Below are 13,972 nucleotides of genomic sequence, written 5' to 3' on the forward strand. Positions count from 1 at the left end.
GCACCATGGAGCAATTACCGAACCGGACGCCGCTTGTGGCTAAAGCGTTATATGAACTGACCGCCGAACGCGGGCGTTATCCATGGGGCTGGAGCATGTGTTATATGCCTGGTCCACAATATTATCGGGCAATCCTATCGCACCTGCATCCGCAGGAGGTTGACTATTTGAACGGCCTGCAATACGAGGCGAGAATCCGAAGCTATCTGTTGGGGAGGTATGCGGCAAAGACAGCGGCGTCTCAGCTCATCGGAGAGCAGGATTTGCGGCAACTGCAGGTGAAGAACGGAATCTTTCAGCAACCTCTGTTGGTCTCCGGCGATGGACACCGTCATCCGGTCAGCATCAGCCACAGCGGGGATGTGTCGGCGGCGGTTGCTTTTCCGGCGGAACTTCAGATGGGGATTGATGTGGAAGCGCTTGACGAAGTTAATGTTGCAGCTGTTGAGACGCAGATGACCGAACGCGAAAAAGTAACCGTCAGTAAGCTGCCAATCTCTTACGAAAAGGGCCTGATGATGTTATGGACCGCCAAAGAATCTTTATCAAAAGCAGTAAAAACCGGGCTGACCATGCCCTTCTCCATCTATGAAATCAATCAAATTGAGCTTAGGCCGACCTATATGGTAAGCACCCATACTTATTTTACCCAATATGTAACCCTCTCGGTTCTGGGACATCGCTATGCGGTATCGCTAACCATACCCAAGCTTGCCAGGCTGCCGGAAGCATTCGGACAGGAGTGCCAAGCATTTCTAGCGAAGCTATGAAAGGATATCCTTAACCTATGACCAAATCCGTTGTATTTATGTTCTCAGGCCAAGGCTCCCAGTATTATCATATGGGAAGAGAGCTGTACAATAAGCAGCCTGTTTTTCGCGAGTGGATGCAGACATTCGACAGGGTCGCCTGTGAAATGCTGGGGGTGTCCTTAATAGAGATTATTTACGATGACGCCAAAACAAAAGGCAGCACGTTTGATCGTCTGCAGCATGCCCACCCTGCGCTGTACATGGTGCAGTTTGCCTTGGCACAGGTGCTGATTGCCCAAGGGCTGCGGCCTGACTTCGTTCTCGGAACCAGCCTGGGAGAGACGGTCGCTGCCGCTGTGGCCGGAGCAATGGCCGCCGAAGATCTGCTTCGGCTTGTCAACGGGCAGGCACGGCTGGTAGAATCCAGTTGCGAGCCGGGAGGGATGATCGCTATTCTGCATGATCCCCGGCTCTATGAAGAGGAACCTATGCTCTATTGCTTCAGTGAGCTGGCATCTGTGAATTACGATTCGCACTTTGTAGTTGCAGGCTACCAGCGGAATCTGGAGAGCATTATGAAGTATTTGAAAGCGGAAGGCATCCTGTTCCAAGCCCTTCCGGTTACGCGTGCCTTCCATTCCTCCTGTCTTGAACCTGCGCGAGAACAATATGCGGAGATGCTGCAGCATGTCGCCTGCCGCCAATTGCAGTTTCCTATGGCTTCGTGTGTCCACGGGGAGGTAATCCATCAGCTAGCTTCCGGTTATTTCTGGGACGCTGCCCGCCAGCCGATCCGGTTTCCCGCCGCCCTGCGTTCACTTGAGTCAGCTGGCCCTTGCTTGTATCTGGATTTGGGGCCGACCGGTACCTTGAATCATTTTGTGAAAAGTAATTTGCCCGCCGGTTCGCCATCCAGACATGCTGCCGTACTGACACCGTTTCAACAGGATCTACATCATCTTGAAGCAGTCTTGGACCGATGGCATTCAGGCTGATGCCGCTTCTGCTTGGAATCAACGGTTCAGCACGCCGGCATACTGAGGATATAACTGGCGGATGCACAGCTTTGTTGAATGAATAAATGCCTACTTAACCAAGGGTACTAAAGCATGTATAACAACTAATGATCGATCTAGCAGGAGATTGCTTGGATTAAGTCTACTTTTTCCACTATAGACCTTGTTTCTACTGAAGGTGGACCACCTAAGCCACTCACTACTTCAGGTATGCAAAAAACAGAGGGAGAACAGGCATGGAAGGAATGGCACGCGGCGAACTGGCTCAGCGGACCGGCTTGAGCATGGCGACTATCCGCTACTATGAGGACAGCGGCATTCTGCCCGTCCCCGGGCGGTTAGCAAATGGCTACCGGATCTACTCCGAGGATTATCTGGTAAAGATTCCGGCGGATAAGGAGTAGACGGTTATCTCGTCAGCAGCTGTGTACGATAAGAAGGTCTTGTTCTTGCGTAGTGATACAGGTTCCCGGCAAGCAATCCCACAAATAAGTAGATCAAACCGCCGAAGTATGCATACACCATAGCCCCCGCAACAGCGCACAGGATACCGAAAATGATTTGATCTTTATACTTGGCCGGTGAGGTAGGCGGGTCCGTAAGCATAAACAAGGCAAAGAACAGACTGGCATTGATATAAGGAATCCTCAGGGCATCTGTGGCGTCACCGAACTGGAATATTCCCATGATCAGCAGCAGGACGAAATATGTGCCGAGAAAGGAAAAGACCAAAGGGAATTTATTCACACGCTTAGTCACCAGATAACCGCCTATTACAGGAAAAATCAGGCTCCAGGCCGGAAGGTCGCCGAAGGCCCCCCACCAGCTCTGTCCGGTTTGAAAGAGCAGGCTGGATAACAGCAGGCCGAGAGCCGCCGGATTGAAAATGGCTTTTTTCTTATTCACAAACACATATTTCGGTACAATGGCGAGCAAGGCAGTTGCGGCGACAACGATCCATGAAGCACTTGTGCTTAGGATCAGAGCGATGATAAGTCCTGTGATGACGGCGCTATAGGGTGGAGTCCGTTTCTTTTTGACCAGAGAAGTGCCTAGCATGTCAGCGGCGACGGATACACTGACGGCAATGCCTGCGTTAACTACGCCTTTAATATCCATTGTTCCGGCTGAAGCCAGCAGGACATAGGCAAGCATGCATAGGATGACATAGCCTTTTGGTGTTTTGATCCATTGTTTAACTTTCAATGTCTATCCCTCCAAGCGTAACTGTTGTTAAATCGGAAGTAATAAAGAGTGCCTTGAGATTCACCTGCTCAATGAACGCTGTCCCATGCTTCACCCCTGACAAGAAGCTCGCTGTCGAGAAGGCGTCTGCCATCATGGCATAAGGGGCAATTACACTGCAGCTAACCATTTCATGCGGGGATTGCTTGCTGCCCGGGTCGATAATATGATGAGTTTCCGGGTGGATAGAGCTTCTGCGTTCATAGCTTCCGGAAGTGCAGATAGCTTCATTTGAAAGTTCAACCGTGTGGATGATTTGTTCCTGATGCACAGGATGCTGAATGCCGATCTTCCACTTGCTCCCGGTTTCAGCGAGGCCTCCGGCATACAAGTCGCCCCCGGCATTGACGACAAAACCATCAAAAGCTTGCAGCTCATGTGCGGCTAAATCAATGGCAAAACCTTTGGCAACCGCTCCTAAATCAATGACCAGCGGCTTCTGTAAATATAGCGTATGCTTCTCCTCGTCCAGGACAATATCCCGGTAGGAGGCGGAAGCAGAGGTGAAGTTGTGAATCGCTTGCTGAGTCAAGTAATGCTCATTAAAACCAAGGTCCTCCAACGCCTGCCCCACGGTGGGATCGAATAGGCCATCCGTCCATTCAGCCATCTCCAGGGCAAACTTCAGCGGCTCAAATAAAAACGGGCTAACCGGCACAGGGGTCTGAATCTGCCGCGTAGCCTGCATCAGCTCACTATCCGGGCTAAACCGGCTGCAGGCCTGCTCAACCTTGCGAAAGGCTTCGAAGGCTCGATTCAGGGCCGCGGCGGCGGCTATATCCTGTGCTCTACCGGTAATAACCTGGATCTCGACGGTGGTATCCATAAACAATTTTGTTCTCTTCATGTTACCCTCCGTTAAGCGTTCAACGCTTGGTCAAGCGCATTTTGGATAGCGTCCCTGAACGCCCTGGTGCTATAGGTTGCGCCTGATACATTGTGCACCTTAGCGCTCTGATTCTGTATAATCTCTTGGGGTAGTCCGGCTATATAGTCTTGGGAGTAACGCATTCTGTAATCACTGATTTCTACGCCCGTAATTTTATCATTCTTAATGCTCACCGCGACCTGAACGGACCCCCGCCGGTTGTTTCCTGCGCCGTAGAAGGTTCCGTTTATATATTTGCTTTTGACCGTAGGCGCGGGGGGGGGGGTTGTAGCCTTGGACTTAACCTTTGTGCTGGCCGGCTTGCTGGTCGGTGGGCTAACATTAACGCTGACCTGACTGCCCGCCGGTTGGCTATCCAGCTTGCTGCCCTGATTGCCGGATGAACCGCTTACCTGGCTGTATGGTACGGGCTGCTGAATAGCCGCCAGTGTGTCAGTTGTGAAATAGCCTGCAGTGTAGATCGCTCCAATGGCTGCGGAACACAGGATGACCCACTTGTTGTTCATCTTTGCCATATTGATTATCCCTCCAATAGAATGCTTGTGTGAATGTTTTAAGTATAAGAAGGGATTATTGAAATTTTCTTAAAATATAAGAAAGTATAAGTTTCACCCGATACTTTATCCTTATATTTCTCGCTGAAACAGATACCGTCCTTTTGAGGACGGCGCAACCGTTTCTACTTGAAATGACACAGCCGGAGAGCAGGCTACAGCTTCTTGGGGAAAATGAGCTGGAACTCCGTTCCGCTCCCCTCCTGGGAGGTGACATGAATCGTCCCTTTATGGGCAAGCACGATCCATTCGGCGATAGACAGGCCAAGACCTGTTCCGCCTTCGGTGCGGGACCGGCTTTTATCCCCGCGATAGAAGCGTTCGAACACATGTGGAAGATCGTCCGGGCTGATTCCGCAGCCGCTGTCTTTCACAAGGACTCGGACAGAGTGAGGGGAATTGTGGCAGGTCAGCTTGATGAAGCCGTTCGGCGGTGTGAACTTCAGCGCATTATCCAACAAAATAATAAACAACTGCCGCAGGCGGTTGTCGTCACCCTCAATTTCGGCGGGCTGGAACTGGGAATGGATCTGAATGGACCTCATTTCAGCCAAAAGCTCAAACTGCTCGGTGATCTCTTGGAGGAGAAGATGCAGCGGAACCGGGGCGGTGTGAATCTGTAGCTGGTTGGAGTCTGTTCTTGCCAGGGTCAGCAGATCGTCAATCAGCCGGCCCATACGTTTGCTTTCTTTTAGGATCAGCGCAATGTTCTGGCTCTCCTCTTCAATGGTGTGCTGCGGATGACGGAACAACAGCTCGGTGCGGGTCAGAATCACGGCAGTTGGTGTGCGCAGTTCATGGGAGGCGTCTGCAACAAACTGCTGCTGCTTGTTCCACGACCGGCGAATCGGCACAAGGGCATGTCCCGCCAGGAAGAAGCCGATGAGTACCGAAAAGAGTACACCCGCAGCGCAGCCTATGACAAGGTCCATGCGGAGGGAGTCCAGCATTTTGTTCTCCTCTTCCAGATTCCTGACCACAACCACATAAGCGACATGAGAGGCTGCGAAAGAGCCAGCCGTTTCTCTAGAGGCATTAGCAAAACCCAAAGTCAGATAATCCCGGCCGTCACCAGTTTTCACAGTCTGTAATGCCCCCCCAGCGACAGCATCCTTAAATCTCTGGGCCTCTTCACTTGTGAAGTCATGCTTCGGATATTGTATAATCAACTTTCCTTGCCCGTCCCAGAAGAAATAGGAGGTTCTCCGGTCGGCATCCGGTTCGGGATGATCTTCTTGAAGCATTTGGTCGATGGATGCGTTTTTCATAGTTTTGGCTGTATTCAGAATAGCTTCATCTGCTTCGTGAAATAACCGGTAGCGGAGCTGAGTATACAGGGCCAAGCCCGAAACAAGTAAAATCAATACAAGGATTGCCGAATTCAGCAGCACCAACTGGCGGCGGGTTTTACTGAACATGATCTTCTCCCTTCAGCAGATACCCCACTCCGCGGATCGTCTTCAGATAGAGGTCGCCTCCATAGGGAGCCAGCTTCTTGCGCAAATGATGGACATAGACATCCACGGCAGAGGAGGCCGATTCCGAATCGAAACCCCATATCCGTTCGAAAATTTGCTCTCGCGATAAAATTTGATCTTTATTGCACAGCAAAAATTCCAACAGCTCATACTCTTTAGGTGTAAGCTTCAAGGCTTCCTCGCGGGCAAAGGCGTCTCTCAAAGAGGAGACCAATTGAATCTCTCCGCATGTCATATTGCCCTCCAGATTAACGGTTCCCCGGCGTCGTAACACGGCTCTTGTTCTGGCGAGCAGCAGGGTCGCGGCAAAGGGTTTAGTCACATAATCATCCGCACCGGCATCCAGTCCCTTCACAGAGTCCTCGACACTGTCCTTTGCCGTGAGCATAATGATGGGTGTCGCCACTTGCTTCTCCCGCAGACGTTTGACGATTTGAAGACCGTTCATTCCCGGCAGCATGATATCAAGTACAATAAGATCGTAGCTCCCGTTCTCCGCCAAGTAGCAGCCCTCATCTCCGTTCGACGCCCCTGTTGCTTCGAAGGATTCATTTTCATAGATTTCAATGATCGCTTCTAGCAATGGAAGTTCGTCTTCAACAATTAGTATTTTCATCGGAATCACCTCTGACTTCATTCTGGTTTCCATAGTATCAGTTGCAGATTAATTGTTTATTAAGAAGAGCCAATAGCAGCTTGACCTTGGAGTAAGATAACTTAAGAATCTATCCCCGTGAATCGATGATTCTCTGAATAACAGGGAATTCATGGGATCGCGTTATTCAATTTTTAAGTGCAGCGTAAGTAGGTGGAAAAAGGAAACCTAATCGCAAAAATCCGCTCCTTAAAGAAGGTTAGTTGGAATTAATATACTTATTTCGGGCTCTTTTACCGCATATTGGACAATATGGACGGATTAACTCTACTTTTTCCCATTAATGATCGATCTAGCAGAAAATTGCTTGGATTAAGTCTACTTTTTCCACTATAGACCTTGTTTCTACTGAAGGTGGACCACCTAAGCCACTCACTACTTCAGGTATGCAAAAAACAGAGGAGAGAACAGGCATGGAAGGAATGACACGAGGCGAACTGGCTCAGCGGACCGGCTTAAGCATGGCAACTATCCGCTACTATGAGGACAGCGGCATTCTGCCCGTCCCCGGGCGGTTAGCAAATGGCTACCGGATCTACTCCGAGGATTATCTGGTAAAGATTAAGTTCATTCGGGATGCCAAGTCCCTGGGATATTCGCTTAAAGAAATTCAGGAAGTGCTGCATATGCTCGGCCAGGACATGGATGCTGAGGCCCTTAGAGAGCGGGTCCGGGGCAAAATCATGGAAATCGACGAACGGATTGCAGCGATGCGTTCCATTCAGAAGTTGCTTGCCGGACTGCTTCAGACGCCAAATGAAGAGGTTCACGATTATCTGAAATCCTTCCATCCGGCGGACAAGGAGTAATAAGCAACAAGTCTGTTATTTGGACAGCAGCTCTTCCACCGCAACGGGGAACAATGATTTTACGATATCCAGGATGGCCTTCGCGTAGTCTTGGATCTCCTTTTGGGCATCATGCTCCAGCCGCTGGTTCAAAAAATGGGCAACGGACTGCAGGGAAGCTGTCCAATACCAACGCACGTACAGGCCGTAAGCCGCAAGGAACAGTCTGGCCTGCTCAGCGCATATGCCGTCAGTTAGAGCAGCTTCGTATTTCTGTATGCCCAACTGGACGTATTCCATAAGCTCTTGTGTATATTTCTCACCTAGCTCCCAGGCTATCAGGTCACCGCTGCCTTGTTTGGAGTTCTCCGGTGCACTTCTCCACTGTCCGGCAGATGGAATATAAAAAGCGGGTTCTTCTGTAATATATCTGCGGCTCGATTCATTCCACGCCTCCAGGCTATCTCCGGTGCCCTCATAATGGGCTGAACCTACAACGTATTTCCACCACTGCCTGGCGACCATGAGCGGAGCATATATTTCCAGCTGGATTACGGCATGTCTGAAAGGCGAAGTATGGCCTTCCCGTGCGAGAAACTGAATCAGCCGGATATCTTTTTCCGTCAGTGCTTCAGATTGTTTGGCATAGGATACGCGCGCCGCATTCACAACGGTCAGATCGCTGCCCATATGGTTAACCAATCGGACATAGCCCTTGTCCAGTACGTTAATATGCAAAATCATTACCCCCTAATAATAGTAAGCTCTCTAATTCTTATTCTGGAATGGGAGGGTTCTTTCCTGCAAATGGAAGTCCTACACTTATCTATTCCCAACACGCATGGTATAATTTCCCTTATAGATATCCTTACTATAGAGGTGAACTTGGATGCAGCTTAGACAAATGGCCGTAGCCTTCTTATTGAATGAGCGCAGAGAGATGTTATTTCTGCAAAAGAAATCCACCAGCGCTTTTCTTCCCGGACAGCTCGTTCCCATCGGGGGGCATATGGAGGGGGAGGAGATCAGCGAACCGAAGCGGGCTTGCCTCAGAGAGATTGAGGAAGAGACAGGTCTGGCGGAACACGCGCTTGCCGGTCTGGAACTCAGGTACATTGTGCATAGAATCAAGGATGAGAGCGAAATTCGCATACAGTACATTTTTACAGGAGAGGTACAGTCTGGCAGCAGATTGATGGAGAGTGATGAGGGGCGGCTGATGTGGGTGGATTGCGGTAACGTATTGAACCAGCGGGTTACAGCCTCTACCAAAGAGGTCGTACGGCACTACCTTGAAACGGGAATACATAATCATACAACGTATATCGGCACTATGCACGGCTTACAGGGACAAGCTGCAATGAGCTGGGCGGTGCTGGAAGATTGGGAAAGCAGGGGGAGTCTATGAACGGAACGGTGAGTATTTTGGGTGTGCCATTCTCCAAGCTGACGCTTAATGAGACGATCCTTCATCTAACTGAACAAATCGGGAGCCGGAGCGACAGGCTGTTTCATCTCATTACCGCCAACCCGGAAATGAAGGAGAAGTAGAGATGGAGCAAGAGAATAGCAAACCAATATTGCAGCTCGTTTCGCTAATTTCAACGGGAGCAGAGGATTATGTCAGAGAGGCTTTTGCCAAACAGAAGGTAACGGTTGTGTACCATGAAGAGTCCGGGGATAATCAGGGTGTGTTCTGTTTGGCAGAGGATGACGATTGCGTCATTGCTTATGCTGCTTTTATTCGAACGGACGGGATCGGCTCATTGTTGAAAATGATAGAAGACAGTATTAAGCCGTACATAGCAGAAGAGTGCAGAGAATTGTGCTGTAATGTATACGGTGGAAATAAAAAAATTATTGAATGTATAAGATCGCTTGGTTTTACCTCGGATATGGAGGGGTATCAGTTCAAGTATGACTTATCCTCTCCAGGCTCATTGGATGAAACTTCTGTATTGTGGGAGCAGGGGTTCACACCGGATATGCTGGAGCCGTTTATTGTTTTATTTGACGGGGCCTATCATCAATTACTTCAAGACAATGGATGGGAAACAGACCGGTACCAAAAGGACCCTGAGCACTTTCTGAGAGCACTTACCCGGTATGAGTCGGCCGGGGGAGTCCGATCCTTTTGGCTGCAGAGTCAATTGGTTGGGGCGTATATTTCGGAAGGTCAATATATCCGTGATGTCGTTGTTGCTCCGGAATTTCAGAACCGGGGATTTGGGCGAATCCTCCTGCAGAGCTGTGTTAACCGTATGAGCAGTTTGCTGCCAGGGAGACCGATCTATTTGCGGGTGGCAGCAAGCAACCAGGGGGCTAAACGGTTCTATGAAAGAAATCATTTCGTGGAATGCTGCTATTTTGCTGAGCATACCTATCCCCGTCCAGATTGCTAAATGAGGAAGGAGAGATGCCGGATGATTCGATTGTGTGAGAAGAAAGACGAGGAGAGCATGTACCGGATTATCAACGATGCCGCTAAGGCATACCAGGGGGTTATTCCGGAGGACCGGTATCATGAACCTTATATGAGCAGAGCTGAACTCGATCACGAAATGAAGGATGGAGTCGTTTTTTGGGGATTTGAAGACAAGGGGGAACTGTGCGGTGTGATGGGAATTCAGGACAAAGGCGAAGTAGCCTTGATCAGACATGCCTATGTTCGAACAGCCCAGCGCCAAGGCGGCATCGGGACAAGACTGCTAACGCATATCATAGAACGTACAGATAAGCCCATCCTGATCGGTACGTGGGAAGCGGCAGATTGGGCAATTTCCTTTTACACTAAGAATGGTTTCAATCTTGTGCAGCCAGACGAGAAAAGAAATCTGCTGAACCAATACTGGAATATCCCGGAGCGGCAGATCGAAACGTCTGTTGTTCTAAGCAATAAAGGCTGTTAGAGGTAAGGAAATCTTATGCTAGAAGGCCTTAATGTATGGCATAAGCGGCATATTTGTGGATGGCATGGGGAAGAATATCCTTTCAAAAAAGGAGGGAGTACCATCAAAAAACCACTGTTATGGATTTGTGTCCTGCTGCTGGCTGCTATATTTCCAGTGGCTGTGCAAGCCGCACCCCCAGAGAGTAAGTATCCTTGCAGTCTCATACTGAGTGCCAAAGAAAATATGCCGGTCAACGCCAAAGGTGTAGCTCTGGTTTATCGTGTACTTAGGGATGTCGGAGGTGAGCGGACAAGCTTGAGCATTCACGCCCAATACTTACCGGAGCCAGCCTCCTTAGGAAATTACGACAGGTATGAGGGATTTGCTCAAGTGGCGGGTGAGATCAGCTGGCGATTCCCTTTGCATCCGGCTCCTGCAGGAACGGAGAATCCAACCTGGGCTGGCCGGATTGATGATATCACAGGTCCGCTGGAGCGTGCTTCCGTACAGGTCCGTCTATCCAACTCTACAACGAATACCCTGGGTCCCATCGTTCTGGAGAGTGTTATGAGCAAGTGTAATTGATGCTAATATTGCTACTCGATAAGTAAAGCATGCAGGGAGAAGCAGGAGAATTTTCCACTTCGGGCGAATGTACTCTACATCATGTCCAAGTCTGGGGAAAAGAGGTTGTGCCATGTCCCGAAGCTTTCAGGTTGTACTAAAAAAGGTAGTCGATCACTCCTATGCGATTGAGATTGGTGAGCGGCTGTTTGATTCGCTGATTGAGGATTTACAGCAGGGGCTAGTGCCGAATGTAAGCAAATATGCGATTATTACGGATTCCACGGTGGAACCGCTCTATGGGCGGCCTTTGCTTGAACGGCTGCGTCTAAACGGTTTGGAGGCGGACTTGTTTTCTTTTCCGGCGGGGGAGACCTCGAAAACCCGGGAAACCAAGGCCCTGCTGGAGGATCAGCTGCTGCAACGCGCTTATGGGCGGGACTCCTGCATCATCGCCGTGGGCGGCGGAGCTGTGACCGATCTGGCCGGATTTCTGGCCGGGACCTTTGGTCGGGGAGTACCGAGCCTGAATTATGCAACCACCCTGCTGGCTGCAGCGGATGCGTCGGTCGGCGGCAAAACGGGTGTGAATACGCCGGTGGCCACGAATCTGATCGGTGTGTTTCACCAACCGCGCAAGGTATACATAGATTTAGCCGCTTGGCGCACCCTTCCGGCCCGTGAATTCAGAAGCGGCTTGGCCGAAACCATCAAGCATGCCTGCCTGGGGGATGCCGGTTTTTTCAGCGATCTGGAGGAGAATCTGGGCAAGGTCATATCGGATCGCGGGCAGCTGGTGCTTGATGCCGGAGTTTGTGAGCGGATTGCGCTGGCCAACTGCCGGATCAAATACGAAGTAGTGGAGCAGGACGAGCATGAGAGCAATCTGCGGCAGATTCTGAATCTGGGCCATACGGCCGGCCGGGCGCTCGAAGCAGTAAGCGGTTATACGCTGCTGCATGGAGAGGCCGTTGCGGTGGGACTGGTGATCCAGGCGAAGCTGGGAGTGAAGCGCGGGTACATGACCGAAGAACAGGCAGAGCGCGTCATTGCACTGCTTAAGAAGGCCGGATTACCGACGGACATTCCAGATCAGGTCTCGAACAGACAACTGATGGACAAGATGTATACGGATAAAAAAGTGCGCAGCGGCCGCATCCGGTTTGTGTTCCAGGACGGTATCGGGGCGATGAAGCGTTTTGCAGACGGCTCGTATTCGGTTCCGGTTGAGGAAGCGGAGGTTATGGAAGTGTTGGAAGAGATGCGTCAATTGTAGGAAATGAGCCCAAAGCAAAGGCAGGACCCGGCAGCATTCATGGCTACCGGGTCCTGCCCGTTTTTAGTATATACTGCTCTACTCCAATTATTCCCGACTTCTAATTATTTGGCAGATACCGATTTGTACCAATCGTTGACTTCCTTCGTGATTTGGTCGCCGCCGTTAGCTTTCCAGTTGGTAACGAATTCGTCAAATGCATCAACCGGCAATTTGCCGTAGATGATTTTGTTGAAGGTTTCCATCTCGGACTGGCGTAGCAGATTCCACTTGGAGACCATGGTCGGTGTAGCTGCACCTGTGAAATAGTTTTGCTTGCGGATATCTTTCTGTGACATTACGATCTTGGCGGCTGCCCAGTTTTCCGGCTTGCGGAACTCAGCCATTTGTTTCTCATAAGGGGTTACCGGTTTTTCGCCGTCTGCCAGCTTAACGAGTGTTTTCATGTACAGATCAGGAATACGGGCCGGACCGGTCAGGAACGGGAACTCATTGTTGAAGTCCTTAATCTTGTCTTTATCGCTGGTAGGCTGGCCATCAATGATATCCCAATCGTAGCCTTTGGCAAAGCCGTATTCATATGGGCTGCCTGCGGCCGGATTCGCCACGTTATCGAGCAAATAGTTATAGTACAGGAAGATAGCTTCCGGATGCTTGGCATCTTTATTGATCATGATACTGGCATTTACACCGGAATTCTGCCATTTGGTGCCGATCTTGCCATCAGGTCCTGCAGGGATAGGGTAGGCTTTGTACTTAGATCCCGGTACATTCTTGAGCAGATCGGGAGCGGGCCAGTCTGGGACCCATTGGGCTCCCGGCAGAATGCCTGCCGTGCCTTTGGTCCAGCTCTCAGCGGATTTCGCTTCATCCCACAGAGCGGAGTCGGCATGGATATAGCCTTTATCCATCCATTCCTTCAGCTTTGCAAGGGCTTGCTTGGCACCCGGGTTCACAGAACCATACTCCAGATTGCCATTCGCATCCATGTTCCATTGCTCCTCGATGGTTCCGTAAGCTCCGAATAGCCAGTCGAGCGAGCCCATCCAGGTGTTTGTGTTATTTTTCAGCGAAATGGCCAGTGGATACACTTTATCGGGAGCCAGACCGTCAGGGTTCTGGTTCTTGAATTTGTCCATGATATTGTCTAAGTCGGCAATAGTCTTGGGTGCCTTAAGATTCAGCTTCTCCATCCAGTCCTCACGGAGCCAGAGCAGGGTATCGTCATTGTCAGTATATTCCATGATCGGCATATTGTATTTCTTGCCGTCTCTCATGAAAGGATACCAGAGCTCAGGGTGTGCAGCAGCATGGTCTTTCAGTGTCTTGTTGGCGTATTTGTCAAACAGATCATCAATCGCAATGAACTGGCCGGAATCAATCAATTGATTAGTCAGCACCGGATTGGTAGGTACGGATACGAAATCCGGAAGCTTCTCGCCCGAGGAGATCGCTAGCTGAAGCTTTTGCCGGTATTGGTCGTCATTCGCGGGATACCAGGTATCTTTATGCTTGATTCCCAGAGTCTCCAGCATCCAGCGGTCATGTACATTGTTTTCCTTCGTGTCGCCATGGGCGTACTTCTTCGGCATAAGTACTGAACTGATCTCAATCGGCGGATCGTATTTGCCTTTGGCGAAGGCAGCGTCGGCTTCAGAGGTAGTTGCACTATTGGAAGCGGCATTGTCTTTGGGTGCCTTCTCATTGGATGTTCCGTTACAGGCTGTAAGTGTGACGAGAGCTGTGACAGCGAGCAACGAGCCTAATTTTTGGAATGTATTCATTCATCATGTCCCCCTACTGTGTATGATGCTTACATGTGTACTGTACCAACTTTGAGGGGAGGGCATCTATATGAGTTTCT

Annotated in this window: 17 protein-coding genes; 10 read left to right on the plus strand and 7 right to left on the minus strand. The window is 50.2% G+C overall.

Translation table 11 applies throughout. The features are described from left to right. The first annotated feature begins 5 nt into the window (after nt 1–5). From A3842_RS01680 to A3842_RS01690, 3 genes are all read left to right on the plus strand, one after another. Complete coding sequence (locus A3842_RS01680; RefSeq protein ID WP_218618642.1) at nt 6–770, plus strand: 4'-phosphopantetheinyl transferase family protein; 765 nt, start codon at nt 6–8, stop codon at nt 768–770. 17 nt (nt 771–787) lie between these two features. Continuing rightward, the gene (locus tag A3842_RS01685) at nt 788–1,747 is read left to right on the plus strand and encodes an acyltransferase domain-containing protein (RefSeq protein ID WP_074100213.1); all 960 of its coding nucleotides are present in this window, start codon (nt 788–790) and stop codon (nt 1,745–1,747) included. A gap of 257 nt (nt 1,748–2,004) precedes the next feature. Further along, nucleotides 2,005–2,172, plus strand: a complete 168-nt coding sequence (locus A3842_RS01690) for a MerR family DNA-binding transcriptional regulator (RefSeq protein WP_083609432.1) — start codon at nt 2,005–2,007, stop codon at nt 2,170–2,172. A 4-nt stretch (nt 2,173–2,176) separates the two neighbouring features. Here A3842_RS01690 and A3842_RS01695 read toward each other — a convergent pair whose 3' ends face one another. From A3842_RS01695 to A3842_RS01715, 5 genes are all read right to left on the minus strand, one after another. Beyond that, a complete protein-coding gene (locus tag A3842_RS01695; protein WP_074100214.1) occupies nt 2,177–2,974 on the minus strand; it encodes an RnfABCDGE type electron transport complex subunit D in 798 nt (265 codons plus the stop codon). After that, nucleotides 2,964–3,860 carry an FAD:protein FMN transferase gene (locus tag A3842_RS01700; RefSeq protein WP_074100215.1) on the minus strand — a complete coding sequence of 299 codons (897 nt, stop codon included), beginning with the start codon at nt 3,858–3,860 and terminating at the stop codon, nt 2,964–2,966. The genes A3842_RS01695 and A3842_RS01700 overlap by 11 nt, the downstream gene beginning before the upstream one ends. Nucleotides 3,861–3,871: 11 nt before the next feature. Beyond that, on the minus strand, nt 3,872–4,417 hold the full coding sequence (locus A3842_RS01705) for an FMN-binding protein (RefSeq protein ID WP_074100216.1): 546 nt from the start codon (nt 4,415–4,417) through the stop codon (nt 3,872–3,874). A 194-nt stretch (nt 4,418–4,611) separates the two neighbouring features. Continuing rightward, the gene (locus tag A3842_RS01710; RefSeq protein ID WP_074100217.1) at nt 4,612–5,874 is read right to left on the minus strand and encodes a sensor histidine kinase; all 1,263 of its coding nucleotides are present in this window, start codon (nt 5,872–5,874) and stop codon (nt 4,612–4,614) included. Beyond that, complete coding sequence (locus tag A3842_RS01715) at nt 5,864–6,550, minus strand: response regulator transcription factor (RefSeq protein ID WP_074083318.1); 687 nt, start codon at nt 6,548–6,550, stop codon at nt 5,864–5,866. Before A3842_RS01715 ends, A3842_RS01710 begins: the two co-directional genes overlap by 11 nt. 452 nt (nt 6,551–7,002) lie before the next feature. Between A3842_RS01715 and A3842_RS01720 the strand changes: the two genes are divergently transcribed. Further along, nucleotides 7,003–7,398 carry a MerR family transcriptional regulator gene (locus A3842_RS01720; protein ID WP_074100218.1) on the plus strand — a complete coding sequence of 132 codons (396 nt, stop codon included), beginning with the start codon at nt 7,003–7,005 and terminating at the stop codon, nt 7,396–7,398. Nucleotides 7,399–7,413: 15 nt separating this feature from the next. On the opposite strand, the gene thyX is transcribed toward A3842_RS01720, so the two are convergent. Next, on the minus strand, nt 7,414–8,121 hold the full coding sequence (gene thyX / locus A3842_RS01725; RefSeq protein WP_074100219.1) for an FAD-dependent thymidylate synthase: 708 nt from the start codon (nt 8,119–8,121) through the stop codon (nt 7,414–7,416). 145 nt (nt 8,122–8,266) lie between these two features. On the opposite strand from thyX, the gene A3842_RS01730 reads away from it, so the two are divergent. The 6 genes from A3842_RS01730 to aroB all read left to right on the plus strand — a co-directional run bounded on the left by A3842_RS01730 (nt 8,267) and on the right by aroB (nt 12,108). Next, complete coding sequence (locus A3842_RS01730; protein ID WP_074082908.1) at nt 8,267–8,785, plus strand: NUDIX domain-containing protein; 519 nt, start codon at nt 8,267–8,269, stop codon at nt 8,783–8,785. Next, nucleotides 8,782–8,928, plus strand: coding sequence for a hypothetical protein (locus A3842_RS32300; protein WP_178382274.1), 147 nt, complete (start codon nt 8,782–8,784; stop codon nt 8,926–8,928). The genes A3842_RS01730 and A3842_RS32300 overlap by 4 nt, the downstream gene beginning before the upstream one ends. Before the next feature lie 2 nt (nt 8,929–8,930). Beyond that, nucleotides 8,931–9,779, plus strand: coding sequence for a GNAT family N-acetyltransferase (locus A3842_RS01735; RefSeq protein ID WP_074100220.1), 849 nt, complete (start codon nt 8,931–8,933; stop codon nt 9,777–9,779). A gap of 21 nt (nt 9,780–9,800) precedes the next feature. Continuing rightward, nucleotides 9,801–10,286, plus strand: coding sequence for a GNAT family N-acetyltransferase (locus A3842_RS01740; protein ID WP_074100221.1), 486 nt, complete (start codon nt 9,801–9,803; stop codon nt 10,284–10,286). 156 nt (nt 10,287–10,442) lie between these two features. After that, nucleotides 10,443–10,853 (plus strand): YoqH family protein, encoded by a 411-nt coding sequence (locus A3842_RS01745; RefSeq protein ID WP_256701423.1) that lies wholly within the window; start codon nt 10,443–10,445, stop codon nt 10,851–10,853. Nucleotides 10,854–10,965: 112 nt separating this feature from the next. Next, a complete protein-coding gene (gene aroB / locus A3842_RS01750; protein ID WP_074100222.1) occupies nt 10,966–12,108 on the plus strand; it encodes a 3-dehydroquinate synthase in 1,143 nt (380 codons plus the stop codon). 104 nt (nt 12,109–12,212) lie between these two features. On the opposite strand, the gene A3842_RS01755 is transcribed toward aroB, so the two are convergent. Next, nucleotides 12,213–13,892 (minus strand): type 2 periplasmic-binding domain-containing protein, encoded by a 1,680-nt coding sequence (locus A3842_RS01755; RefSeq protein ID WP_074082916.1) that lies wholly within the window; start codon nt 13,890–13,892, stop codon nt 12,213–12,215. Nucleotides 13,893–13,972: the final 80 nt, after the last annotated feature.

The organism is Paenibacillus sp. P3E (assembly GCF_001909045.1).
Classification (GTDB): domain Bacteria; phylum Bacillota; class Bacilli; order Paenibacillales; family Paenibacillaceae; genus Paenibacillus_AQ; species Paenibacillus_AQ helianthi.